Source organism: Gulosibacter sp. (assembly GCF_052090685.1).
Classification (GTDB): domain Bacteria; phylum Actinomycetota; class Actinomycetes; order Actinomycetales; family Microbacteriaceae; genus Gulosibacter.
On the sequence record NZ_JBQDBE010000001.1, the window covers coordinates 1 to 23,742 of the forward strand.

At 61.6% G+C, this 23,742-nt stretch carries 23 protein-coding genes; 10 read left to right on the top strand and 13 right to left on the bottom strand.

What is annotated here, in order from left to right:
* Positions 1–50: 50 nt before the first annotated feature.
* Positions 51–845, bottom strand: a complete 795-nt coding sequence (locus ACTHXA_RS00005) for a CPBP family intramembrane glutamic endopeptidase (protein ID WP_441668059.1) — start codon at positions 843–845, stop codon at positions 51–53.
* A gap of 88 nt (positions 846–933) precedes the next feature.
* Here ACTHXA_RS00005 and typA point away from each other — a divergent pair, with 88 nt between their 5' ends.
* From typA to ACTHXA_RS00025, 4 genes are all read left to right on the top strand, one after another.
* A complete protein-coding gene (typA, locus tag ACTHXA_RS00010) occupies positions 934–2,850 on the top strand; it encodes a translational GTPase TypA (RefSeq protein WP_441668061.1) in 1,917 nt (638 codons plus the stop codon).
* Positions 2,851–2,852: 2 nt separating this feature from the next.
* A complete protein-coding gene (locus tag ACTHXA_RS00015) occupies positions 2,853–3,272 on the top strand; it encodes a hypothetical protein (protein ID WP_441668063.1) in 420 nt (139 codons plus the stop codon).
* Between the two features lie 42 nt (positions 3,273–3,314).
* Entirely contained in the window at positions 3,315–3,641 is a 327-nt protein-coding gene (gene fdxA, locus ACTHXA_RS00020) for a ferredoxin (protein WP_441668065.1), read from the top strand.
* A gap of 127 nt (positions 3,642–3,768) precedes the next feature.
* Positions 3,769–5,097, top strand: coding sequence for a citrate synthase (locus ACTHXA_RS00025; protein ID WP_441668067.1), 1,329 nt, complete (start codon positions 3,769–3,771; stop codon positions 5,095–5,097).
* 62 nt (positions 5,098–5,159) lie between these two features.
* On the opposite strand, the gene narI is transcribed toward ACTHXA_RS00025, so the two are convergent.
* The 5 genes from narI to ACTHXA_RS00050 are packed head-to-tail and all read right to left on the bottom strand — an operon-like array spanning position 5,160 to position 13,211.
* Positions 5,160–5,885, bottom strand: coding sequence for a respiratory nitrate reductase subunit gamma (gene narI, locus ACTHXA_RS00030; protein WP_441668069.1), 726 nt, complete (start codon positions 5,883–5,885; stop codon positions 5,160–5,162).
* A complete protein-coding gene (gene narJ / locus ACTHXA_RS00035; protein WP_441668071.1) occupies positions 5,885–6,667 on the bottom strand; it encodes a nitrate reductase molybdenum cofactor assembly chaperone in 783 nt (260 codons plus the stop codon). Before narJ ends, narI begins: the two co-directional genes overlap by 1 nt.
* Before the next feature lies 1 nt (position 6,668).
* A complete protein-coding gene (narH, locus tag ACTHXA_RS00040; RefSeq protein WP_441668073.1) occupies positions 6,669–8,276 on the bottom strand; it encodes a nitrate reductase subunit beta in 1,608 nt (535 codons plus the stop codon).
* A 19-nt stretch (positions 8,277–8,295) separates the two neighbouring features.
* A complete protein-coding gene (locus ACTHXA_RS00045; RefSeq protein ID WP_441668075.1) occupies positions 8,296–11,997 on the bottom strand; it encodes a nitrate reductase subunit alpha in 3,702 nt (1,233 codons plus the stop codon).
* The gene (locus tag ACTHXA_RS00050) at positions 11,994–13,211 is read right to left on the bottom strand and encodes a nitrate/nitrite transporter (RefSeq protein WP_441668077.1); all 1,218 of its coding nucleotides are present in this window, start codon (positions 13,209–13,211) and stop codon (positions 11,994–11,996) included. Before ACTHXA_RS00050 ends, ACTHXA_RS00045 begins: the two co-directional genes overlap by 4 nt.
* A 233-nt stretch (positions 13,212–13,444) precedes the next feature.
* Here ACTHXA_RS00050 and mobA point away from each other — a divergent pair, with 233 nt between their 5' ends.
* Complete coding sequence (mobA, locus tag ACTHXA_RS00055; RefSeq protein ID WP_441668079.1) at positions 13,445–14,071, top strand: molybdenum cofactor guanylyltransferase; 627 nt, start codon at positions 13,445–13,447, stop codon at positions 14,069–14,071.
* On the opposite strand, the gene ACTHXA_RS00060 is transcribed toward mobA, so the two are convergent.
* Both ACTHXA_RS00060 and ACTHXA_RS00065 read right to left on the bottom strand, forming a co-directional pair.
* Positions 14,019–14,528, bottom strand: a complete 510-nt coding sequence (locus tag ACTHXA_RS00060) for a MogA/MoaB family molybdenum cofactor biosynthesis protein (protein WP_441668081.1) — start codon at positions 14,526–14,528, stop codon at positions 14,019–14,021. The two genes, mobA and ACTHXA_RS00060, sit on opposite strands and share 53 nt — an antisense overlap.
* A complete protein-coding gene (locus ACTHXA_RS00065; protein ID WP_441668083.1) occupies positions 14,521–15,429 on the bottom strand; it encodes a DapH/DapD/GlmU-related protein in 909 nt (302 codons plus the stop codon). Before ACTHXA_RS00065 ends, ACTHXA_RS00060 begins: the two co-directional genes overlap by 8 nt.
* 58 nt (positions 15,430–15,487) lie before the next feature.
* Here ACTHXA_RS00065 and ACTHXA_RS00070 point away from each other — a divergent pair, with 58 nt between their 5' ends.
* Positions 15,488–16,789: a hypothetical protein gene (locus ACTHXA_RS00070; protein WP_441668085.1), complete on the top strand. Its 1,302-nt coding sequence runs from the start codon at positions 15,488–15,490 to the stop codon at positions 16,787–16,789.
* A gap of 93 nt (positions 16,790–16,882) precedes the next feature.
* On the opposite strand, the gene ACTHXA_RS00075 is transcribed toward ACTHXA_RS00070, so the two are convergent.
* Positions 16,883–17,470: a superoxide dismutase gene (locus ACTHXA_RS00075; protein WP_441668087.1), complete on the bottom strand. Its 588-nt coding sequence runs from the start codon at positions 17,468–17,470 to the stop codon at positions 16,883–16,885.
* Positions 17,471–17,655: 185 nt separating this feature from the next.
* Here ACTHXA_RS00075 and ACTHXA_RS00080 point away from each other — a divergent pair, with 185 nt between their 5' ends.
* A complete protein-coding gene (locus ACTHXA_RS00080) occupies positions 17,656–17,823 on the top strand; it encodes a DUF3117 domain-containing protein (RefSeq protein WP_441668089.1) in 168 nt (55 codons plus the stop codon).
* A gap of 83 nt (positions 17,824–17,906) precedes the next feature.
* Here ACTHXA_RS00080 and ACTHXA_RS00085 read toward each other — a convergent pair whose 3' ends face one another.
* Positions 17,907–18,539, bottom strand: coding sequence for an O-methyltransferase (locus tag ACTHXA_RS00085; RefSeq protein WP_441668091.1), 633 nt, complete (start codon positions 18,537–18,539; stop codon positions 17,907–17,909).
* 22 nt (positions 18,540–18,561) lie between these two features.
* Between ACTHXA_RS00085 and ACTHXA_RS00090 the strand changes: the two genes are divergently transcribed.
* Positions 18,562–19,017, top strand: a complete 456-nt coding sequence (locus ACTHXA_RS00090; protein WP_441668093.1) for a twin-arginine translocase TatA/TatE family subunit — start codon at positions 18,562–18,564, stop codon at positions 19,015–19,017.
* Between the two features lie 311 nt (positions 19,018–19,328).
* On the opposite strand, the gene ACTHXA_RS00095 is transcribed toward ACTHXA_RS00090, so the two are convergent.
* From ACTHXA_RS00095 to ACTHXA_RS00105, 3 genes are read right to left on the bottom strand one after another with little or no spacing between them, the layout of a single operon-like run.
* On the bottom strand, positions 19,329–20,444 hold the full coding sequence (locus ACTHXA_RS00095; RefSeq protein ID WP_441668095.1) for a P-loop NTPase: 1,116 nt from the start codon (positions 20,442–20,444) through the stop codon (positions 19,329–19,331).
* Positions 20,437–21,042, bottom strand: a complete 606-nt coding sequence (locus ACTHXA_RS00100) for a DUF1003 domain-containing protein (RefSeq protein ID WP_441668097.1) — start codon at positions 21,040–21,042, stop codon at positions 20,437–20,439. Before ACTHXA_RS00100 ends, ACTHXA_RS00095 begins: the two co-directional genes overlap by 8 nt.
* A complete protein-coding gene (locus tag ACTHXA_RS00105) occupies positions 21,035–22,342 on the bottom strand; it encodes a magnesium transporter MgtE N-terminal domain-containing protein (RefSeq protein WP_441668099.1) in 1,308 nt (435 codons plus the stop codon). The genes ACTHXA_RS00100 and ACTHXA_RS00105 overlap by 8 nt, the downstream gene beginning before the upstream one ends.
* A 58-nt stretch (positions 22,343–22,400) precedes the next feature.
* Here ACTHXA_RS00105 and ACTHXA_RS00110 point away from each other — a divergent pair, with 58 nt between their 5' ends.
* Positions 22,401–23,294 (top strand): general stress protein, encoded by an 894-nt coding sequence (locus ACTHXA_RS00110; protein ID WP_441668101.1) that lies wholly within the window; start codon positions 22,401–22,403, stop codon positions 23,292–23,294.
* A gap of 95 nt (positions 23,295–23,389) precedes the next feature.
* Positions 23,390–23,716, top strand: coding sequence for a PadR family transcriptional regulator (locus tag ACTHXA_RS00115; protein ID WP_441668103.1), 327 nt, complete (start codon positions 23,390–23,392; stop codon positions 23,714–23,716).
* Positions 23,717–23,742 lie beyond the last annotated feature (26 nt).

Here is a 23,742-nt window from a genome sequence, read left to right on the forward strand (position 1 = left end):
CTCATCGCCAGCATCGTGCTCCGCCTCCGATGACACATACAGGACACAACCTAGAAGAGCTCGGGGAACCACGCCACCGCGAGGGGATACCCGAGGAAGGACACGAGGTCCAGGATGAGGTGGGCGATCACGAGTGGCATCACTCGCGGTCGCCCGCCGTCCTTTCGCGGACGTGTAAACACCCACGCGTAGAGAATGCCCATCACGACATTGCCGAGCGCCATCGGCACACCCTGGTACAGGTGGTAGGAACCTCGCAGTAGCGCCGAGGCGAGGATGAGCGACCAGCGACTCCAACCGAGCGTGTGCAAGCGCGTGGTGAGGTACGCGACCACGATGACCTCTTCGATGAGCGCGGCACGCAGGGCGGACAGCACGAGTAAGAGCACCGCCCACCACATCATTTGTGAGTCGCCCGCCACCACTTGCACCGTGAGCCCGAAGGCGCGCGAGATCGCGTACAGCGCGAGCCCCGGGATGCCGATTGCGGCGGCGAGCAGCAGCCCACCGAGCAGGTCTCGACCGGGGGAACGCGCATCCAAGCCGATGCGTGCGAACCCCGACTCGCGACGGGACCAAAAAAGCCAAATCACCAGCCCCACCGGTACGAGTGCACTCGCAACGCTGATGAGCCGAAACAGCACGTCGAAGAGCGGGAACTCGGATGCGGGCGCGTTGAGTGTCGTCGACGCCTCACCGAGCGGCGTGGGCTGCACGGCCAACTCGATCAGACCGACAATCGAAGTGAGCGAGGACGGCACGAGCGAGAGCCCGAGAACGAGGATGATTTCCCAGCGAAGCCTGATGCGCGTGAGGTGGGTTCGCGAAGAAAACTGGGCCGTCATGCACGCAAGCCTAGGTTGAGTGCACCAATTTCACCTTGACCCCCTAGACTGAACTGTCCGACATTTCTATGAGAAAGTCACCTCGCGTATGACCAACCCCTCGCTCGCCCGTCGCTCCGATATTCGAAACGTCGCTATCGTCGCGCACGTTGACCACGGCAAAACCACCCTCGTGGATGCCATGCTGAAGCAGACAGGCACCTTCGGCGATCACTCCCAGCACGCCGATGAAGAGCGAGTCATGGACTCGAATGACCTCGAGCGTGAAAAGGGCATCACCATCCTCGCCAAGAACACGGCGATCCGCTACGAAGGCGAACACGCCACGGACGGCCCGATCACGATCAACGTGATCGACACCCCGGGCCACGCCGACTTCGGCGGTGAAGTCGAGCGTGCACTGTCGATGGTTGACGGTGTCGTACTGCTTGTCGACTCATCCGAAGGCCCGCTGCCGCAGACCCGCTTCGTGCTCCGCAAAGCACTCGAAGCACTCATGCCCGTCGTGCTACTGGTCAACAAGACCGACCGCCCTGACGCGCGCATTGACGAGGTCGTGGGGGAGGCCCAGGACCTCCTGCTCGGTCTTGCGGGAGACCTCGCCGACGAGGTGCCCGAGCTCGACATCGACGCACTGCTCGACCTGCCGGTGCTTTACGCATCCGGTCGTGCCGGTGCCGCCTCGACCAATCAGCCCGAGAACGGTTCGCTGCCCGACAACGACACGCTCGAGCCGCTGTTCAAGGCGATTCTGGACCACATCCCGGCGCCCACCTACGACCCCGAGGCACCGCTGCAGGCACACGTGACCAACCTCGACTCCTCGCCCTTCCTCGGCCGCCTCGCGCTGCTGCGCGTGCACAACGGCACGCTCAAGAAGGGTGAAACCGTGGCCTGGGTACACGAGGGCGAGACCTCGAATATCCGCATCACTGAGTTGTTTGAGACCAAGGGTCTCGAGCGAGTCAATACGGATCTCGGTCGACCAGGGGACATCGTCGCCATCGCCGGTATTGAGGACATCACCATCGGTGACACGATCGCCGACCCGAACGATGTGCGACCGCTACCGACGATCACGATCGACGACCCCGCGATCTCGATGACGATCGGCCCGAACTCTTCGCCGCTGGTCGGTAAAGTCAAGGGCCACAAGCTTACCGCTCGCATGGTCAAGGACCGTCTCGACCGCGAACTCATTGGTAACGTCTCGCTGCGGGTCAACGACATTGGTCGCCCGGATGCGTGGGAGGTGCAGGGCCGTGGCGAGTTGCAGCTGTCGATTCTGATCGAGAACATGCGCCGCGAGGGTTTCGAACTCACTGCGGGTAAGCCGCAGGTGGTCACCAAGGAAATTGACGGCAAGAAGCACGAACCTTTCGAGCACACCACGATCGACGTGCCCGAGGAGTTCCTTGGCGCAATCACGCAGCTTATGGCCGCCCGCAAGGCACGCCTCGACATCATGGAAAACCACGGCTCCGGCTGGGTTCGTATGGAATACACCGTGCCCGCCCGCGGTCTCATCGGATTCCGCAGCGAGTTCATGACACTCACTCGCGGTACCGGCATCGTCAACTCGATCGCCGCCGGATATGAGCCCTGGGCCGGTCAGATCACGACCCGCATGAACGGTTCGATCGTGTCCGACCGTTCCGGATCGGTCACTCCCTTTGCGATGATTGGCCTGCAAGAGCGCATGTCCTTCTTCGTATCGCCCGGCGACGAGGTCTACGAGGGCATGGTGGTCGGCGAGAACACCCGCGCCGATGACATGGATGTGAACGTCACCAAAGAAAAGAAGCTCACGAACATGCGTGCGGCATCCTCGGACGAGTTCGAGAAACTCACCCCGCCGCGCCAGCTCACGCTGGAAGAGGCCCTCGAGTTCGCCCGCGATGACGAGTGCGTCGAGGTCACCCCGGAGATCGTCCGCATCCGCAAGATCGAGCTGAACGCGACGATTCGAGGCCGCGAGGCGTCGCGTCGGAAGCGCGAGGGCTAGGGATGAAGTCCGGCCGCCTTGTCGAAACGATTTTCACCGTTGTCGCCTATCTCGTCTTCGGGATCATGGCGGGAGCGGTGGGGACGTTCGCGCATCGCGGCCGACTCGAACTCTTCGGGACCACCTGGTGGCTCGGCTGGGCTGTGGCGCTTTTAGCCGTAGGGCTCATCGCGGTTGGTTTGCGGCTCTACCTCGATGAGCGGAAGCCGGGGCTCGCGTTTGCGATCGGAGTCTGTGCCGCGGTGATGATGTACACCACCGGAGGTGCGGGCCAGTCGGTCGTGTTGCCAGCCTCGCCGACCGGTTTCGGGGCGAGCGAGGTGTGGATGTACGGTGCGGCGGTCGTATCGTTCCTACCGGTGCTGTGGCCGCGCATCCAATCGCAGCCGCAGCAACCTGAGACCATGGAAGATCACGCGTAGACTTGAGCCATTGATTCTTGTGAAAGAGGAGTTGTTTCAGCCTTGACGTATGTGATCGCCCTCCCGTGTGTGGATCTCAAGGATCGCGCTTGTGTCGACGAGTGCCCCGTGGACTGCATTTACGAGGGTGAACGGATGCTCTACATCCATCCCGATGAATGCGTGGACTGCGGTGCGTGCGAACCGGTGTGCCCGGTTGAGGCAATCTACTACGAGGATGACGTTCCGGACGAGTGGAGCGACTACTACCGGGCCAATGTCGATTTCTTCGACGAGATTGGCTCCCCGGGCGGTGCCGCGAAGGTCGGCCCCTATGACTTTGACCACCCGCTGGTCGAAGCGCTGCCGCCGCAAGAGCACGACTTGTAGGTAACATCAACGGATTTCGTAATTCGTTGTCGTTGCAGTGAACAGTCACACGGACGGTTTAGGCTATAAGACGGCATGGCCGTCACGAATGCGCTATGCAATTGATCAAAGCGTTCCAGGAGGTTCCGTGAGCGAGCAGCTCGACCAAACGAATGACGCGCCACAGGTCGCATCCCTGACCTTTCCCGGCGGCAATGCCGAGTTCCCGATTCTTCAGTCGACGGAAGGGCGTGGTTCAATCGACCTCTCCACGTTCACGAAGCAGACTGGGTATACCGGGCTTGACTACGGCTACGTCAATACCGCTTCAACCCGGTCGGAGATTACCTACATCGACGGCGATGAGGGCATTCTCCGCTACCGCGGCTACCCAATTGAACAGCTGGCTGAGAAGTCGACCTTCCTCGAGGTTGCTTATCTGCTGATCTACGGGGAGCTGCCGGCCGAGCCAGAGTACGAAGCATTTACGACCAAGATTTCCCGTCACACGCTGCTGCGTGAGGGCCTGAAGCCGCTGTTCCAGGCCCTGCCTGACTCGGCTCACCCGATGTCGGTGCTCTCGAGTGCGGTTGCCGCCCTGGCGACGTACTACGAGGACAGCCTCGACGTGCACGACCCCGAGGCGGTGGAGGTCAACACCACCCGCCTGCTCGCGAAACTGCCGGTGCTTGCCGCCTACGCGCACAAGAAGTCCATCGGCCAAGCCTTCATGTACCCGGACAACTCGCTCGGGTTTGTCGAGAACTTCCTCATGCTTAACTTCGGCAACTACGCCGAAGAATATGTGCAGAATCCGGTGCTCACCAAGGCGCTCGAGCGCCTGCTGATCCTGCACGCGGACCACGAACAAAACGCATCCACCTCGACCGTTCGCCTCGTGGGCTCGACCGAAGCGAATATCTACGCATCCATCTCAGCCGGTATCTCGGCGCTGTACGGTCCGCTCCACGGCGGAGCGAACGAGGCAGTGCTCAAGATGCTCGGAGAGATTCGCGAATCGGGAGACGGTGTCCAGCGCTTCGTCGAGCGGGTCAAGAACAAGGAAGACGGCGTGAAGCTCATGGGCTTCGGACACCGCGTCTACAAGAGCTACGACCCGCGCGCCAAGCTCGTCAAGGAATCGGCCGACGCCGTGCTCGAGTCGCTTGGCATCCACGACCCGCTGCTTGAAATTGCCGCAGAGCTCGAGCAGGTCGCGCTCAACGACTCCTACTTCCAGGACCGCCGGCTGTACCCGAACGTGGACTTCTACACGGGCATCATCTACAAGGCGATGGGCTTCCCAACGCGGATGTTCACCCCGCTCTTTGCGATCGGTCGCCTGCCCGGGTGGATCGCGCAGTGGCGTGAACAGAGCCGGGACTCGAAGTCGAAGATCGGACGCCCGCAGCAGCTGTACTTGGGCCCCACGAAGCGCGACTACCCCGAAGGCCGCGACTTCATCTCGCAGGCCTAGCAGTAACAGAAAACGCCCCGGCAACGGGGCGTTTTCTCGTGTGGTCGGGGCTCTGCGCGAGCCTAAAAATCCACCTTTTCCCAGCCGCGTCGCTCGGCGGGCTTCTTCGCGCTGTTGGAGCGATACACGATATACGGCCGCATGAGGTAGCCCAGGGGAACAGTGAAGGCGTGCACGAGCCGCGTGAACGGCCACACCGCGAACAGCAGAATCGCCGACATCACGTGCACCTGGAACCCCGGCGGGGCCGAGGTCATCAACCCCATATCGGGTTGAAAGATCCAAAACTGGCGGAACCACACCGAGATACCTTCGCGGTAGTCGTAGTGGCCAATTAGTGACTCGAAGATGGTCGAGTAGATGCCAGCGATCACCGTCACCGCGAGCATCGCGTACATCAGCTTGTCCATCTTGGTGGTGGCGCCGAAGACGCGGTTATTGGTGCGTCGACGGTAGATCAGCAGGATGAGCCCACCGATGGTCGCCGCCGCAGCACCGAGCCCAATGGTGACCGCCATGAGGTGATACACCTCGTTGGTAATGCCGACTGCGGCGGTCCAGGACTTGGGGATGCCCAGGCCCACCACGTGCCCGAGGAAGACGAAGATGATGCCGTAGTGGAATAGCGGTGACCCGATCCGCAGCAGCTTGGATTCGTACATTTGGCTTGAGCGGGTGGTCCAGCCGAACCCGTCGTAGCGGTAGCGCCACACGTGTCCGAGGATGAAGCTGACGAGCGCCATATAGGGGATGATGACCCAGAGAATGAGTCCCAGTGTGTCGTTCATTACTGCAGCCCTTTCACGTCGTGCAGTGGAATAAAGGTGCTCGTCCCACGGGCGGGAACCGCATACGGGGTCATATCGGCGGGCGGCATGTCAAGCGAACCGTCGCCGTACCCGTCGAGGCCCACAAGTTCTTCCTCGGGACCCTGGGTGATGAGTCGCTGCACCTCGGTGATGTCGTCCCCGTCCAGGGGCGGCAAGGTCGCGCACAGTGCGATGAGGACTCCGGCCCAGGGTGAGCCGATCTCTTCGAGGTGGAGCCGCAAGAGTTCGAGCCCCGCGCGATTTTTCAGCAGGATGGCGAGTGCTCCGCGTAAATCGTGGCCCGCGCCGAATTCGAGCACGTAGGAGACGTGGTCGGGCAACTCGAGATCCGACACTTCCAGGCCCGCGCCGCGGTACGCATCCTTAATTTCGAGCAGCGCCATGCCGCGCTTCCTCGTATCGCCATTCATGAAATACGTGAGGTAGAGACAGCCGCGGCGGCGCGTATCGAAAGTCTCCACATAGTCGGCGCGAATTTCGACCTGGTCGCGCGAGGTGAGCGCGGCTGCGACCTCGCGAAGTGGCTTCGCAACCTCGGTGGGAAGCTTTGCCACGAGCACGGTAATGGCCGGGATGCGATCGAAGAGCTCGTCCTCAGGATAGCCAATGAGCCAGGATGCGGCGAGCCAGACCGTGCGGATCTCATCCTGGGTGAGCGGCACTGCGGTGTCGATTCTGCCTTCCGCAGCATTCTCCGCGCGTTTTCGCCACTTATTGAGGAACTTCAGCGGTACGAGCATGTCAGGCCTGTCCGGTGCTGGGGAACAGCCCCTGCGGGCGGCCCTGGCCATCCCAATTGAGGAGGTTCACACGACCGGCAAGCGAACGCTTGCCACCGCCGGTTTCTCGGACCTCGCCGGAGCGTTCGGGAATGTCCCACATTTCGTTCATGCCGGGACCACCGTCGCTGTTGAGCGGGCAGTCGGTGTCAATGCCCTCGAGGTTGTGTGCCTGTTCGGCGTGCCCGGCGGGAATCACGTAGCGCTCGTCATACTTGGCAAGTGCCAGCAGCCGATACATGTCTTCCATGGCCTCGGCTTCCATGCCCACCGAGTACGGGATCGACGGATCACCCTCGCCACCGAGGTTGATATCGCGCATATAGGAGCGCATGGCGGCCATCTTCCGCATCACATCCGAGACGATGTCGACATCACCCGCGGTAAACAGGTTCGCGAGATACTCCATGGGGATCCGGAGATCCTCGATCGCGGCGAAGAGGTTGATCGAGTCCTCGGCGTCATAGCCGGAGTCCTTGACCACATCCACCACCGGCGAGAGCGGCGGGATGTACCACACCATTGGCATCGTCCGATATTCGGGGTGGAGCGGCAGCGCCACCTCGTAATCCTTGATGAGCTTATAGATCGGGGATTTTTGTGCCCCGATCATCCAGTCGTGGGGGATACCGGCTCGGTCTGCGGCGTTCATGACGTCGGGGTCGAAGGGATCGAGGATAAGGTCACGCTGGGCGGCGTAGAGTTCCTTTTCATCCTTGGTGGATGCCGCTTCCGTCACTCGGTCTGCGTCGTAGAGCACGAGACCGATATAGCGCAGTCGTCCCACGCAGGTTTCGGCGCAGACCGTCGGCTCACCGTTCTCAATGCGGGGATAGCAGAAGGTACATTTCTCGGCTTTACCCGTGCGGTGGTTGAAGTAGATCTTCTTATAGGGGCAGCCGGTCACGCACATGCGCCAACCTCGGCAGGTGTCCTGATCGACCAGGACGATGCCGTCTTCCTCGCGCTTGTAGATCGCACCCGAGGGGCAGGACGCGACGCAGGATGGGTTGAGGCAGTGTTCGCAGATGCGGGGCAGGTAGAACATGAAGGTCTGCTCGAACTCGAGTTTGACCTTGTCCTCGAGGCCCTTGAGCATTGGGTCTTTATCGCCTTGCGCGTAGGTGCCGCCGAGATCGTCATCCCAGTTCCCCGACCAGTTGATCGCCATCCGCTCGCCGGTGAGCAGCGATCGCGGCGGCGCGGTGGGGATGTGCTTTTGCTCAGGTGCGCCCAGGAGGTTCTCGTATTCGTAACTCCACGGCTCGTAGTAGTCGTCGAGTTCCGGCAGCTTCGGATTCGAGAAGATCGATGCGAGCTTCTTCAGTTTCCCGCCCGCCTTGAGCTTGAGCCTGCCCGAGCGGCTCAGTGCCCAGCCACCCTGCCACTTCTCCTGATCCTGATAGCCGCGCGGATACCCCTGACCGGGACGGGTTTCCACATTGTTGAACCAGACGTGTTCGACACCCTTTCGGTTCGTCCAGGCCTGCTTACAGGTGACGGAACAGGTGTGGCAACCGATGCACTTGTCGAGGTTCATCACCATTGCCATTTGTGCCATGACTCGCATTGTTCGCTCCTCGTCTTGACTAGTATTCGACGTTCTGATTGGTGCGCTTGCGGATCACAGTGACCTCGTCTCGCTGGTTCCCCGTGGGCCCGTAATAGTTGAAGCCGTACGAGAGTTGCGCATAGGCGCCCACAAGGTGCGTGGGCTTGATCATGATTCGGGTGAGGGAGTTGTGGATGCCACCGCGTTGCCCCGATGACTCAGAGATTGGGACGTTGGCGGTGCGCTCTTGGGCGTGGTGCATGAATGCCGTGCCCTTGGGCATGCGGTGCGACACAATGGCGCGAGCGGCGACGGCGCCATTGCGGTTAACCGCTTCGATCCAGTCATTGTCCTCGATACCAACCGCCTCGGCGTCCTCCACGCTCATCCAGATGGTTTGACCGCCGCGACCGAGACTCATCATGAAGAAGTTCTCTTGGTACATGGAGTGGATTGCCCACTTATTGTGCGGGGTGAGGTAGCGCACCGTGATCGAGTGGCCGTCCGTGTCACCGATGGTCGGTTCTCCGAAGAGCGCATTCATATCCAGTGGCGGTCGGAAGGTGGGCAGAGCATCGCCCATTTCTTGGAACCAGTCGTGGTCCACATAGAACTGGTACCGGCCGGTGAGGGTGTGCCAGGGCTTGAGCCGCTCGACATTGATCGTGAACGGCGAGTAGCGTCGGCCACCGGTCTCCGATCCCGACCACTCCGGGGAGGTAATTACCGGCACCGGCGCGGCCTTCGCATCCTCAAAGGACACCTGCTTGCCCTCGTGTTCGGTGGACAGGTCCGCGAGTTGCTGCCCGGTGCGTTTCTCGAGCTGTCGGAACCCCTCGGTGGCCATCAGCCCGTTGGTGGTTCCCGAAAGCCCCAGGATGTAGTCGGCAGCATGCAGGTCTTCATCGAGTCGTGGCTGGCCCTTGGCCACTCCGCGAGTAACCGTGCCGTTGAGCCTGCGGAGCCGCTCAACGTGGTGATCCACGTCGTACTTGATGCCGCGAGTGGTCATACCCTTCGACTCAAGCAGCGGTCCAATCGACGTGAATTTCTCATGGATCGCCGTGTAGTCGCGCTCCACCTCAATGAGGTGGGGGAGTGTCACTCCCGGCACCGGTTCGCATTCGCCGAATTTCCAGTCCTTCACCCGGCCGTGCGGGGTATTGACCTCGTCGGGAGTGTCGTGTTGGAGGGGGAAGGCGACGATGTCCTTGCGTGTGCCGAGGTGTTCCTTGGCGAGCTCGGAGAATTTTTTCGCGATGGTGGCCCAGGTTTGCCAGTCGGTGCGGGACTGCCACGGGGTCGAGATCGCGGGCGTGAACACGTTCACGAACGGATGCATATCCGTGGTGGAGAGATCGTGTTTCTCGTACCAGGTGGCGGCAGGAAGAATCACGTCACTGTGCAGCGTGGTCGTGGTCATCCGGAAATCGAGGGTGAGCAGCAGATCGATCTTGCCGACCGGTGCCTCTTCGCGCCACTTCACGTCGCGTGGTCGGGCGTGTTCGGGTGTCTCCGCGGCGGTGACCGCGTTATCCACTCCGAGCAGGTGCTTGAGGAAGTACTGGTCACCCTTGGCCGAAGAACCGAGGGTGTTAGCGCGCCACATGGACCAGATCCGCGGGTAGTTATTCTCCGCATCCGGGTCTTCCACGGCAAAGTTGATGCTGCCGTCCTTGAGCGCGTTCACGAGGTAGTCCGCGCTTGCTTGCCCGGCAGCTGCGGCTTCGTCGGTGATGTCGAGGGGGTTGCGGTCGAAGGTGGGATAGAAGGGCTGCCAACCGAGGCGCGTGGCCTGGGCCACCGCATCCGCCGTCGACATACCGGCGAACTTGCCCTTGCCCGCTCGGGCCGCGAGCGTGTCGGCGCCGAATTGGTCGTAGCGCCACTGATTGGTGTGGATATACCAGTAGGTGGTCTGCGTCATCTGGCGCGGCGGGCGGGACCAGTCGAGCGCATTTGCCATGTGCAGCCAGCCCGTAAAGGGGCGAATCTTTTCCTGCCCGACATAGTGTGCCCACCCGCCGCCATTGACACCCTGCGTGCCGCAAAGCGTGGTGAGGGTGAGGAAAGTGCGGTAGGTCTGGTCGGAGTGGAACCAGTGGTTGGTGCCAGCTCCCATGATGATCATGGAACGGCCCTTGGAATCGCGAGCATTCTGCGCGAACTCGCGTGCGATTCTCGCTGCCGCAACGCCCGGAACTCCGGTGATGCGCTCCTGCCAGGCGGGAGTATTGGGGCTGGTCTCATCCCCATAGTCGCTCGGCCACTGACCGGGAAGACCGGGACGACCGACGCCGTACTCGGCGAGCATGAGGTCGAACACGGTGGTCACGAGACGATCGCCGAGGCGCCTGGCGGGAACGCCGCGAATCACGGTGTCGATCTCACCCTGCGCTGCCGTATCGAACCGCGGCAGCTCAACTTCCACGTGTTCATCGGCACCGTCCAGCAGCGAGAGTTTCGGCTGGATATCGCCGAGATCGAGGTTCCACTTGCCCTCGCCGTCCTCGGCGTAGCGGTGGCCGAGGGTGCCATTCGGAACGGCGGGACGGTCGGTGGCCGCATCCCAGACAGCAGGTTTGAATTGGGCGTGCTCGGTGCTCGCTTCCGCAGTGACCTCGGCGCCGAGGTCGGTTGCCACCAGGAATTTGCCGGTGGTGTAGCGGCCGTTCTCGGCGGGCTCGAGTTCGACGATGAAGGGGAGATCCGTGTATTTCTTGACGTAGTTATCGAAATAGGGCTCGGCTTGATCGACGAAGAACTCCTTGAGGATGACGTGGCCCATCGACATCGCGAGGGCACCGTCGGTACCCGGCGCGGGGCTCAGCCACTCATCGGCGAATTTCACGTTCTCGGCATAGTCGGGCGCGATCGAAATGACTTTCTGACCGCGATACCGTGCCTCGGCCATCCAGTGCGCATCCGGGGTTCTCGTCAGCGGAATATTCGATCCCCACATGACGAGATAGCTCGAGTTCCACCAGTCGCCGGACTCCGGTACATCGGTCTGGTCGCCGAAGACCTGGGGGGATGCGGGCGGCAAGTCGGCATACCAGTCGTAGAAGGACAGCATTGAGCCGCCGATGAGCTGGTGGAAGCGCGCACCCGAGGAGAAGGACACCGGACTCATCGCCGGGATGGGCGAAAACCCGGTGGCGCGGTCGGGGCCGAGGTATTTCACGGTGTAGACGTAGGCAGCCGACACGATTTCTACCGCCTCGTCCCAACTTGCCCGCACGAGACCGCCCTTACCGCGCACGGACTTGTAGCGGCGAGATTTCTCGGGATCTTCCACAATGGACTTCCACGCAAGAACCGGGTCACCGCCGGACTGGAGTTTTGCTTCCCGAAAAAGCTGGATGAGTGCGCCGCGCACGTACGGATAGCGCACGCGAGTGGGCGAGTAGGTGTACCAAGAGAAAGATGCGCCTCGGGGACAGCCCCGCGGCTCATACTCCGGCATGTCCGGGCCTGCGCTCGGGTAGTCGGTGGCCTGGGATTCCCAGGTAATGAGCCCGTCCTTGACATAGACGTGCCAGGAGCAAGAACCCGTGCAGTTGACGCCATGTGTGGAGCGCACCACCTTGTCGTGTGCCCAGCGATTCCGGTAAAACGCGTCACCCTCGCGCCCACCTCGCAAATGCAGCTCACGATTGTCGTCGGAGACATTCTTGCTGCGCGTGAAGAACTTTCGAACACCGATGAGTCCATCCATCAGTGAGTTATCGATCGTCATGGGGTGACCTCCGTTGCGGGCTGGGACTGGGCGGATGGTGGTGTATTTCGGCGCTGGACCACACCAATCCAGAAGGCGATGAGAGCGGCGATCAGAGTAAATACGGCGAGCAGAGCGATTCCCAGCGTGTAGTCCTGCCAGGCCCGCCAGATTGCGCCGAGCAGCAGCGGCGGCACGAAACCACCCAGGCCACCGGCGGCACCAACGAACCCGGTAATCGAACCGATCTTGGATGGGTCACTCACCTGCGCGATGAGCGCGAAGGTGGCGCCCGAACCGAGCCCGAGTCCGACCGACATGATGATGAAGGCGGCCGTGGCAGTTGGCATCAGCGGCGGATTGAAGCTGAGGGTGATGGCGCAGACGAAGACGATGGCGTAGCCAATCAGCAGGGTACGCACCGCACCGATGCGGTCAGAGAGGATGCCGCCGACGGGACGCATGAGGACCGCGGCAATGACGAATCCTGCGGTACGCAGCGACGCATCCGTGGTTTCGAGGCCGTAAGCGTGATTCAAGAAGGTGGGGAGATAGACCGAAAAGGCGACGTAGCCACCGAAAGACAGGGCGTAGAGGTAGCAAGCCTGCCAGGTGAGCAGAATCTTGGAGGTGTCGAGCAACTGTGCGCCGAGGCTGCGGTGCGACGGGCTCCAATTCGGCGAGTTCTTCATGAGCGCGTAGGCGGCAGCTGCGTAGCTGAGCAGGGCCGCGGCGGTGATGATGAACGGGAGCCGTTCGTCAATGTTGTAGAGAGGCGCGGTGGTAAAGGCCGCGATCGCGGTACCACCCATACCGATGCCGTACACGCCGATAGCTGAACCTCGGCGTTCGGGCGGAAACCACGAGTTCACGTACGGCACCCCGATCGCAAATGAGGTGCCGCCGAACCCGAGAAAAAGACCGCCCAAGAGCAGTGTCCAGTACTCGTATTGTCCGATGAACCCAATGAAGAGGACGGGAACCACCGTGAGCAACGAAATGAGGGGCATCATCAGGCGGCCGCCGAAGCGGTCGGTGTACGCACCTGCCAGAATCCGACCGAGTGACCCGACCAGGACCGGTATCGCCACCATCAGCGAGGCATCCGTGGTTAGGCCCTTTTCCACGAATATTGGACCGAGCGGGCTGATGAGTGACCAAGCCCAGAAGTTCACGGCGAATCCGAGCGTGGCCATGACCAGGGCCGTGGTTTGTTGAGATTTGGTGATTGCCATCGACGAACCCGACTTTCGCATTTCGCGCGAATAACTCCAGGAAGTGGCCACTATTGCCGCTGGAGCACACACCATTGCGTGGTCGTCACGGTAATTGGGTCACCGTGCCACTTCGTACTCAACTCGCCTAAGTTAGGTGAGCCTAACTAAAAAATGGCAGGTCGGATGCGTTTTTTGCACCCGTTCAGCTATGACTCGAGACTAGCAAAGGTGCGCCGAGTTAGGCTCGCTCCATGCTGATTCGAGCCGTAATTCTCACCGGCGGGCGGTCCACGAGATTTGCCGGTCGTCACAAACCTGCGATCGAATTTGAGGGACAAACGGTGCTGCAGCGAATCATCGCTGCCGTCACTCAGCTGACTCCTCCCGCAGAAATTCTGCTCGCGGGGTCGAGCGAGGGAGTCGGGGGTGTGGAATTGCGCACGGTGCGTGAAGATCCGCCGTTTACGGGGCCGCTCGCCGGTATCGCCGCTGCCATGGACGAATTCGAGCCGTCGGACACCGCGACCGTGCAGCTACTCGCCGGTGACTTACCGTTCGTGACCGGCGCATCCCTCGTGCGACTCTGCGAGGCGAGCCGGGCCCAGCAAGCCGTCGCGACGCCCGTCGACGCGCAGGGATATCCGCAGTATCTCTTTGCTGCGTGGCCCGAGCCGCTCTTGCGGCAGCGGCTCGCGCAACTGGAGACCGCCACCGCCGCGAATCAGCCGGTGCGCCGGCTCTACGAGGGCGTGGTGCTCGCAAACGTGTCAATCGATGAGCGTGATTATTCGGATATCGACTCACCCGAGGATCTCGAGCGGTTGCTCAGCGAGCACCGTGACCGTGAACATCCTCGATCTGCTCCTGAATGTGACTGAGCAGCGGCGTGAGCACCTCGATACCGTCTCGGACTCCTCCGCGTGAGCCGGGCAGATTCACGATAAACGTCTGACCACGCACCCCGGCAACACCGCGGCTCATGACCGCGGAGGGTGTGCTCAGCAGGCCGCGAGTCCAGAGGGCGTGCATGACCCCCGGCACTGGGCGCTCGATGAACTCTTCGGTGATCTCGGGTGTGCAGTCGTCCTGGTTGAGGCCGGTGCCACCGGTGGTGATGATGAAGCGCGGAGCGCTCTCGGGGTGCTCAAAGAGTTGCCGGAAGACCGCCCGAATCGGGGCGCCGTCGGCCACCACAATCGCAGCCTCGCAGGCATAGCCTTGCTCACGCAGCCAGGCTACGAGTAGCGGCCCGGTTCGGTCCTCGGCGGTGCCCGCAGCGGCACTGGTGGATGCGCTGATCACCACCGCATTGCGGTCCTCACCGATGCTAGCCATCGCGCGAAAACACTTCCACGACGCCGGTTTGCGAGTTGCGGCGGAACAAGAGGCTGGGAACGCCGGCGAGTTCGCCCGCCTTCACGGTGCGGCCCTCGCCGACCACCGAGACCTTCGTGCCCGCGGTGACATAGAGCCCCGCTTCCACCACGCAGTCGTCGCCGAGTGCGAAACCGATGCCCGCATTCGCGCCAATTAGCGAGCGTTTGCCGACGAGGACGCGCTGATCACTATCGGTCGCGACGAGTCCCATCACGGAGGCGCCGCCGCCGATATCCGTACCCGCGCCGATGACGACGCCCTGCGAAATACGACCCTCAATGGTGCTTGGACCGAGCGTGCCCGCGTTAAAGTTTACGAAGCCCTCGTGCATCACGATCGTGCCGGGGGAGAGGTACGCACCTAGCCGGACGCGACCGCTATCGGCGATGCGAACATCCCGCGGCACCACGTAGTCGAGCAGGCGCGGCACCTTGTCGATCGCGTAAATCTGGATGCCGCCGCGACGGAGCGCCGGCAGCCGAGTATTGATTTCATCGGCCGCCATCGGGCCGAGGTCGGTCCACGCATTTGCCGGCAGATTGTGAAAAAGACCCGTGAGATTCTGGCCGTGCGGAGCGACGAGCAGATGCGAGAACAGGTGCAGCCGTAAATACGCATCCAGCGTGGACGCAACCGGCGCACTCAGGTCACTTTCGACCAGCACCGGTGTGACGCGCACGCCGCGGCGCGGATCTTCGTGTGCTTCATCGGCGAGTGACTTCGGCGCGAGCGAGCGGTCGCGATCGGCCGCCACCCGTCCGAGCTGCGGTTCGGGGAACCAGCAGTCGAGGACCGTGCCCGAGTCGGTAATCGTTGCGAGGCCATCGCCCCAAGCCCACTGGATTTCTTGCGCACTCATGCGCCTAACACTAGCGCCGTGAAGATCGAGTTTCCGTGATGACCGTACACTTGAACTTATGTCTGCTTTGCGCGCCGAAGTCCCGACGCTCCCCAAGCGATATCGAGATCCCGCGATAGACAGACGAGATTTTCATGTGGCTCGGAAGCCAGCGGACAACGTCATCACGCGTGCCTGGACGCTGCTGCCGACCTGGTTCCAGCTCGTCTTCATCTACGCCTTCTCACGCATCCTCACCACCTCGCTGATGCTGTTTTACGCATCCCGGCAGGAGGACACCTGGCAGACGGATGCGCAACCCGATTACTTCTCGTTCGCGAATATTTGGGATGCGGAGTGGTACGCGCGGATTGTAGGGGAGGCTGCCCCGGCGGGTTATCCGACCGAACTGCCCCGAAATGAAGAGGGCAGAGTCACGGAGAACGCCTGGGCATTTATGCCGGTGTTCCCGTTCCTAGCGCGCCTCATCTCATTGATCACCACGATGCCCTTCGAAATGGCGACGGTACTCATCTCGGTGATCGCGGGGCTCGGCACGGTATTTGCGCTGCATAAACTGCTGCGGCACTTCGTGTCGAATAACGTCGCGATGTTTTCGGTGTTCTTGCTGGTCATTGGGCCCGTTTCGCCAATGTTCCAGGTCGGCTATGCCGAGGCGCTGCATTTTTGGATGGTCGCGGCGCTGCTCAACCTGATGGTCGAGCGTAAATGGCTTGCGATGGTGCCACTCATCGTGCTCGCGTCCCTGACGAGACCCACGGGACTTGCCCTTGCCTTCACGCTGCTGCTCTACATCCTATATCGCTATCGAAATCGCTATGTCACGCGCCTGGAACGATTCGACGCGGCCGAGCAGAAGCAGCTCTGGAGTGTGGCGGTGTTCTCCGGGGTGATGGGCCTCGCGTGGCTGATCATCGCGGGGATTGCGACCGGGCAGTGGGATGCGTACCTGCAGACGGAATTCGCGTGGCGCCACGGCTACACCGGCGGTGAAGAAACGCTACCGTTTACGCCGTGGTTCTGGGCCGGCGGATTCTGGTTCGGTCAGCCCGAGGGCACGATCATCGTGATTGCGGTGATCATCCTCTTCGCGTGCTGGTTTATGGCGCCGGTGATGCGCCGCTTCGGGATCGAGATTCGGCTCTGGGGCGTTGCCTATACGGCCTATATTTTCGCCGTGTTCTACCCGCAGTCTTCCTTCTTCCGCATCCTGTTTCCGCTCTTTCCCGCTGCCGCGCCGCTCGCGCTGCCGCATTCGCCGGTGTACCGAGTGGTGGTGTCGGTGGTTGCGATTATCTTGCAGGTGGTGTGGTTCCAATGGATGTGGTTCGTGATCGGCTACGACACGACCCCGCCGTAGGCTGCATGCCAGGAAAATACGGTGGCCGCCCTCCAAATTGGAAGGCGGCCACCGTGCTTCGCGCTTGCGCGGTGCTAGTCCGTGGACTAGACCCTATGCGTCGATGCGCTCCGAAACGTTCGCCCAGTTGACGATGTTCCAGAATGCCTTGACGTAGTCAGCCTTGACGTTGACGTAGTCGAGGTAGAAGGCGTGCTCCCACATGTCGAGCATGAGCAGCGGGGTTACGCCGAAGGGAACGTTGCCCTGCTGGTCGTAGAGCTGGAAGGTCGAAACATTGCCGGTGGCGTTGTCGCGACCGAGCACGGCCCAGCCCGAGCCCTGGATGCCCAGTGCTGCTGCGGTGAACTGTGCCTGGAACTTCTCGAGGCCACCGAACTCGTTGTCGAGCAGGTCCTTCGCCGAACCGGCTGGCTCAGCGTAGTCGGGGGTGAGGTTGGTCCAGAAGATCGAGTGGTTGTTGACGCCACCGACGTTGAACGCGAGGTCCTTCTCGAGCTTGTTGATGTTCGCGAAGTCACCCTTGTCGCGCGCGTCTGCGAGCTGCTCAAGCGCGGTGTTTGCGCCCTTCACGTAGGTTGCGTGGTGCTTCGAGTGGTGAAGCTCCATGATCTTTGCCGAAATGTGCGGCTCGAGTGCCGAATAGTCGTAGGGAAGGTCGGGGAGAGTGAACTCTGCCATGGTGTTCCTTTCGTGAAGTGATTGGTGCCACAGGTGACGTTACCTGCACCACTAGAAGCCAACCCGAAAGCGTCTTCAGCTATTCCTGTGTCATTCCAGAGTCGGGTATTCCGCAGCTGTATGCGCCACAAACGGTCAAGCAGTGAGATAATGGGTAAGTTCGCACTACACAGGAGGCAGAGTAAATGGCTGCAATGAAGCCGCGTACCGGCGATGGCCCGATGGAGGCCGTTCGTGAGGGCCGTCTCATCATCGTTCGAGTCCCACTTGAAGGTGGAGGTCGACTCGTTGTTTCGGTAAACGATGGGGAGGCGAAAGAACTCGCTGACGCGCTCAATGGCGCGATCAAATAAGTAGTAGTTCGGTTCGGAGTCGCTGCGGGTGCCCCACCAAGGGGACCCGCAGTGTTGTTTTCCGGGACTTTGCGGCAGCGCAGTTATTGCGGCAGCGACGTGACCTGCAAGAGACCACCGTCGAGGGGGATGACGGAGCTCGCCAGATCTGGCTGGCGCTGAAACTCGCGGATCACCAGTCGCAGTGAGGTCGTGACCGCATCTCGTCGCGCAGGATCCGCCACCCGGCCGTTATTGAGCGCGTTCAACACCAGGATGGTGCCGCCGGGGCGCACGACTCGGAGGCTGTGCTGCAGGTGCGCCGCCACATGCTCGAGCGGACCGGTGACGAGGACCAGATCGTAGGTGTCTTCGCTCATGCGGGGAAGCACCACGTGTGGGTCCCCGGTGATGCACCGGATCGCTGACGGCGCGTGATCAGCGTCAAGTAGCGCCCGGCGCGTTTGCGCGAGGTGTTCTGGTTCGCCGTCGATGCAGGTGATGGTCGCGGTGGGAGCCCCGCGATGAAGCCAGGTCGTGGTGAGACCGCCCGTGGAACCAATCTCAATGATCTGTTGCGCGCGCGTTGCGGCCGCGACAAAGGCCAAATGCGCGCCAAGCGCCCGAGAAATCGTGGGCAAACCGAGCTCGAGGGCATAGCGGCGGGCGACCTGCTGCGGCTTAAGCTCGACGATTTGTTCGTCGATGAAGCGCATGCTCAACTCGAATTCGGACATCCAACCAGGTTACCCTGGAGACATGGGCGGCTTGACCTTTGAAAAACTCCTTCTGATAGGGATCATTGCCGTATTCATCTTCGGGCCCGATCGTCTGCCAAAGCTCGCCGAGCAACTTGCGCACTTCATTAAGCGGGCTCGTGCGTGGACTGAGGACGCGAAGACGCGCGTGTCGGAAGAGATGGGTGAGGACTTCACCGAAGAGGACTGGCGCAAACTCGATCCGCGTCAATATGACCCGCGTCGAATCGTCCGAGATGCCTGGAACGACGCCGATCCAAACCCCCGGAAACCGGCCGCCGCAATTGCGGCTGGCGGTGCGGCTGCTGCTGGTGCGGCCGCAGGTGCTGCTGGCGCGGCAAACATGCAAGCGGGCGGCAGCAGTTCTCGCCCCGCTTGGGCAATGAATACTGCGTCCGCGGAGCCCACCGCACCGCTCGTCCCGGGAGAAGCCCCCTTCGACACCGAAGCGACCTAGCGTCCCGGTTCAGTCGCGTCTAAGCATCCCTGTCGCCGCGCTTCATTGGCCAGCGGCGGTGCCCTTGAGCCAGTTGCGGTGCCCATCACTGAAGCACTGCCTGGCTTGCCGAGTCTTCGGCTTCGTAAAATCCCGAAAGGGGTCGTCAGCGTGGCGATGCCACCGAGTTAGGGCACATCGTCCATCCTCAGACCCCAATAGGGATTTTTGACGTAGGACAGGATGACGAACTGCGCGAAACGGCAGCATAATGGGTGGAATCTCTGCGCGAGGAGCGAAAACCGCGGCACCGCAGCATCGCAGCGGACGCCTCAGTTCGTGGGCGTGATCCCCAGCTGTTTTCCGGCGAGTCCGCGTGGACGCTGGTAGAGCTTGCGGGCGGCGTCACGCAGTGCGATCGCGGCGGGATCATCCGGATGCGCGAGCACAATCGGCGTGCCCGCGTCACCGTCTAGCCGGAGCTGGCTTGAAATCGGCACATTCGCGAGCAGCGGCACCTCGAAGCGGCGCGAAACCTCTTCGCCACCGCCAGAACCGAAAAGTGCAAACTCCGTGCCATCCGGACCGACTGCGGGTGACATTGTCTCGATCACTCCAATGACGCGTTGACCAGTTTTCCGCGCCACCGCACCCGAGCGCCAGGCCACATCGGCCGCGGCGGGCTGCGGCGTAGTGACCACCACGACCTCGCTATTGGGCAGCAACTGCCCGAGCGAGATCGCCACATCGCCCGTGCCGGGTGGCAGATCAAGCAGCAGCACGTCCACGTCGCCGAAGAACACATCCTTGAGGAATTGCTCCAGGGTGCGGTGCAGCATCGGACCACGCCAGGCGACGACCTCATCCGGTGACTGTAAGAACATCCCGATCGACACCGCTTTTACTTCGTGCGCGATTGGCGGCAGCATGAGCTCGCCGACCTGCGTGGGTTGCGTGCCATCAGCGATGCCGAGCAGGGCAGGGATGGAGAAACCGAACACATCAGCGTCGATGATGCCGACATCGAGCCCGTCGGCGGCCATTGCAGCCGCAAGATTCGCCGTGACGGTGGACTTCCCGACGCCACCCTTGCCACTGGTTACCGCGATTACTCGAGTGAAGGAGCCCTCGCCAAACGGATGCGTCTTGGGCTTCGCACCACGCAGCTGCTCGGTGAGCGTGCGCCGCTGTTCGCGCGACATTACCCCGACTGTCAGTTCATACTCATCCTCGCCGATCGCGCGCTCGATCGCGGCGCGCGCATCCGCCTCAATATCGCTCGCACGCGGGCAACCGACAATCGTAAGTTTGATCTCGACACTGATCGGCGCATCCTCGGGAGCGAGAATTTCACCGACCATATTGAGTTCCGTGAGAGGCAGTCGAAGCTCGGGGTCGATGACGGTGCTGAGCTCTTCACGGATGCGAGCAACGCGCGGATCAGTCAACCCGGTCACCGTCGTCTGCTGAGGCGGTTAGCTTTTCGCGATCTTCCATTTCCTCGAGCAGTGCACGCAGCTCGGAGCGGATGAAGTCTTGGGAGGCCATATCGCTCATGCGCATCCTGAGCGCCACCACCTCACGCGTGAGGTACTCCAGGTCCGCGGTATTGCGTTCGGCGCGCTGCCGATCCTGTTCGATCTGCACGCGGTCGCGGTCATCCTGACGGTTCTGTGCGAGCAACAGCATTGGCGCAGCATAGGACGCCTGCAGCGAGAGTGCCAGGGTGAGCGCAATGAAGCCAAGATCCGCGGAGTCAAATCGCCAGGCGTCGGGGGCGAGCGTGTTCCAGGCAATCCAGCCCGCAACAAACGCCGTCAGGATAATGAGGAACGCGGGCGTACCAGTGGCCCGTGCGATGGTCTCCATCGCGCGACCGAGGTAGTCGTGATCCTTGCGGTCGTCCTCACTCTGCTCACTCTTGCGGTCCTTGCGGGGCTTCGATTTATCGTCGCGCCGCTCGCTGCGGGTGCGCTTCGGGCGGCGCCTTTTCGACTGGGATTTGGGTACGCCAAGCAGTTCGTCGTTCTCGTTGATTTCAGCCATGAGCACCCCCCGAGTCGAGCGTTGGAAGCGTGATGATGCCAGTTTCGGCGAGATTCTCACGCGGGACAGAGCGCCAGTCATCCGGCAGGATGTGGTCGAGCACGTCATCGACGGTGATGACACCGACAAGCCGGTCCTCATCATCCACCACCGGGAGCGCGACGAGGTCGTAACGCGCGAGCGAGCGCACTACTTCCACATCCGGCGTGGTCGTGTGCGCGGGTTCAATGCGTTTATCGAGGATCGATCCGACACGCTCATGCGGCGGATATCGCAGCAGTCGTTGGAAGTGCACGAGCCCGAGGTATCGACCCGTCGGCACTTCGTAGGGGGATGCGGTGACAAATACCGCCGTCGCGAGGGCCGGGGCGATTTCGGTGCGGCGAATGAGCACGAGTGCTTCGGCGACGGTGGTGTCGCCGGAGACCACGATCGGATCCGTGGTCATGAGCCCACCGGCGGTGTCGGGTTCGAACTCGAGCAGCATCCTCACGTCTTCGGCTTCTTCGGGCTCCATGAGCGCGAGCAGCGCTTCAGTCTTGGAGTCGTCGAGGCGGGCAACGAGGTCGGCGGCGTCGTCGGGCTGCATGTGGTCGAGCACACCCGCGGCGCGATTCTCGTCGAGATGCTGAATGATGACGACCTGGTCATCCTCATACATTTCTTCGAGGACATCTGCGAGGCGGTCATCCGGAAGCTCTTCCACGATGTCCAGGCGACGATCTTCAGATAGATCTAGGAGTGCATCCGCGAGGTCACTCGGACCCATTTCGGAGTGTGCGGTGAGGAACTGGGTCGCCGGCGTGTCCCCTTCGGGATCGAGATCGAGATCGAGCTCATCCCAGGTGACGTACTTGGTCGGTGCCTTCGCGAAGAGGCTGAGCGAGGTGCGCGGCAATCGCAAGAACAGCTGGCCGACTGCCCAGTCGCCAGCATCGTCCTCGATGATCGACACATCCTCGATCACGCCGCGGGTACCGGTCTCGCGGAGTGTTCCGGAGCGGTCCAAAAGCTCGGAAAGGATGCGGACCTCTTCACCACGTTGTTCGAAGGGGCGCTGATCGGCATCTTCCCATTTCACGATGAGCTGCGAGGAGCCGATCGAAGTGACGTGTTTCATCTTGACGAACACGAGTTTTCGCGTCGCGCCGAGCAATTCCACGAGAATTCCGTTGACGCGAGGTGAGTGGGCAGAGCGATAATTCACGATGAGATCGCGAAGGCGCCCCACCCGGTCGCCGTCCCGGTCATAGACGGGCGTGTTCGCCAATCTGGCGACGAAAACTTTTGAAACACTCACTCGCTCATCCTACTGTCGACACAGCAAACTCCCCTGATGAGCTAGGACAATAGAGCATATGAGTTCTCCTAGAAACATCAGTCGAATGGGGCTTCCCACGATCCCAACCGGTGACACGGTGGCTTCGTATCCAACCTATGAAGCCGCGCGTGGCGCGGTGGACATGCTAGTGCGTGAAGAGGGCATGCCACTGGACGCGATCTCGATCGTTGGCAGCGATCTGAAATCGGTCGAACGTGTCACCGGCCGGATGAACTTCGGGCGGGCAGCCCTGAGTGGGCTCATGAACGGTGTCATGATCGGTTTGTTTCTTTCGCTGATGTGGCTCATTTTCTTCCCGACCACTGATTTCTTGTCGGTGATTGGCGTCTTTGTGATGTCTCTCGCCTTTGGTGTGATTTGGGGTGTGCTCGGCTATGCACTGTCGCCGCAGAAGCGTGAGTTCACGTCGATCATGCAGGTTACCGCCTCGCGCTTTGACCTGATCGTGCCGCAGAATCTCAGCGGCAAAGTGCGCGACATTCTGCAGCGCGGGGGCTCTTGGGGTCAGCCGCAGGCGTCGTCCCCGGTGCAGCCGCAGGCACAGCCGGGCGTGGATGCGGGGGCGCAGCAGCCTGTAGGCCAGAGCTGGCAACAGCCGGGCGGCCAAGGTTGGCAGCAACCTGGCAGTGGGCAGGTAGGTTCGGGACACGTCGGTGCCGGTCACGGTGGTGCCGGTCAGCCAGGAACTGGACACTCGGGCGCGGCGGGACAGCCCGACCACGCTGGCAGTGCCGCACAGGCACAGCCAGCTCAGCCCGAGCAGCCCGCGCATCCGCCTCGAACCTACGGAGAAATGGAGGATGAACTGCGGCGGCAGGAACGGGAACGGCAACTGCAGCAGCAACGGGGCCAGCAGCAGAACCAGCCGCAGGGCGACCAGTCGCGCGAGCAGACCGGCGATCACTCGTAGCGAGAGCCGCACGCAACTCACCCACAAAAAGAACTACTTGATCTGACGTAGTACGCCACGTATAGTAATTACTACGTCAGGTGAAGGAGTCGATCATGATTAGCGCAGAAGTGATTCGTGGCTACGTCGATCTGCTCGTTCTTGAGGCTTTGCTTGATGAACCGTCGTACGGCTATGCAATCTCGAAACGCATTGAAGAGATTTCGGAAGGCCAGTACGAACTCAAGGAAACAACGCTCTACTCGGCATTGCGCCGCCTCGAAAAACAGGGAGTAATTACCTCATTCAAGGGCACGCAATCGCAGGGCCGAGCTCGTACCTATTACGAGCTCACCACGGCGGGGCGGACGCACTATCGCGACCGCTGCGCTGAGTGGGAAGAGACCGTTGAATTGGTTCGCAAATTCGTTCGCGTGCCTTAAACCGCAAGACGAGCAAACTCGGGGAG

Bases quoted from the DNA above. Each gene is read 5' to 3' on its own strand.
- ACTHXA_RS00080 (WP_441668089.1), top strand. From the start codon at position 17,656: ATGGCTGCAATGAAGCCGCGTACCGGCGATGGCCCGATGGAGGCCGTT.
- ACTHXA_RS00085 (WP_441668091.1), bottom strand. From the start codon at position 18,539: ATGTCCGAATTCGAGTTGAGCATGCGCTTCATCGACGAACAAATCGTC.
- ACTHXA_RS00015 (WP_441668063.1), top strand. From the start codon at position 2,853: ATGAAGTCCGGCCGCCTTGTCGAAACGATTTTCACCGTTGTCGCCTAT.
- narJ (WP_441668071.1), bottom strand. From the start codon at position 6,667: ATGCTCGTACCGCTGAAGTTCCTCAATAAGTGGCGAAAACGCGCGGAG.
- ACTHXA_RS00110 (WP_441668101.1), top strand. From the start codon at position 22,401: ATGAGTTCTCCTAGAAACATCAGTCGAATGGGGCTTCCCACGATCCCA.
- ACTHXA_RS00050 (WP_441668077.1), bottom strand. From the start codon at position 13,211: ATGGCAATCACCAAATCTCAACAAACCACGGCCCTGGTCATGGCCACG.
- narI (WP_441668069.1), bottom strand. From the start codon at position 5,885: ATGAACGACACACTGGGACTCATTCTCTGGGTCATCATCCCCTATATG.
- ACTHXA_RS00070 (WP_441668085.1), top strand. From the start codon at position 15,488: ATGTCTGCTTTGCGCGCCGAAGTCCCGACGCTCCCCAAGCGATATCGA.
- narH (WP_441668073.1), bottom strand. From the start codon at position 8,276: ATGCGAGTCATGGCACAAATGGCAATGGTGATGAACCTCGACAAGTGC.
- ACTHXA_RS00060 (WP_441668081.1), bottom strand. From the start codon at position 14,528: ATGGCTAGCATCGGTGAGGACCGCAATGCGGTGGTGATCAGCGCATCC.
- ACTHXA_RS00090 (WP_441668093.1), top strand. From the start codon at position 18,562: ATGGGCGGCTTGACCTTTGAAAAACTCCTTCTGATAGGGATCATTGCC.
- ACTHXA_RS00005 (WP_441668059.1), bottom strand. From the start codon at position 845: ATGACGGCCCAGTTTTCTTCGCGAACCCACCTCACGCGCATCAGGCTT.
- ACTHXA_RS00045 (WP_441668075.1), bottom strand. From the start codon at position 11,997: ATGACGATCGATAACTCACTGATGGATGGACTCATCGGTGTTCGAAAG.
- ACTHXA_RS00075 (WP_441668087.1), bottom strand. From the start codon at position 17,470: ATGGCAGAGTTCACTCTCCCCGACCTTCCCTACGACTATTCGGCACTC.
- mobA (WP_441668079.1), top strand. From the start codon at position 13,445: ATGCTGATTCGAGCCGTAATTCTCACCGGCGGGCGGTCCACGAGATTT.
- ACTHXA_RS00065 (WP_441668083.1), bottom strand. From the start codon at position 15,429: ATGAGTGCGCAAGAAATCCAGTGGGCTTGGGGCGATGGCCTCGCAACG.
- typA (WP_441668061.1), top strand. From the start codon at position 934: ATGACCAACCCCTCGCTCGCCCGTCGCTCCGATATTCGAAACGTCGCT.
- ACTHXA_RS00115 (WP_441668103.1), top strand. From the start codon at position 23,390: ATGATTAGCGCAGAAGTGATTCGTGGCTACGTCGATCTGCTCGTTCTT.
- ACTHXA_RS00100 (WP_441668097.1), bottom strand. From the start codon at position 21,042: ATGGCTGAAATCAACGAGAACGACGAACTGCTTGGCGTACCCAAATCC.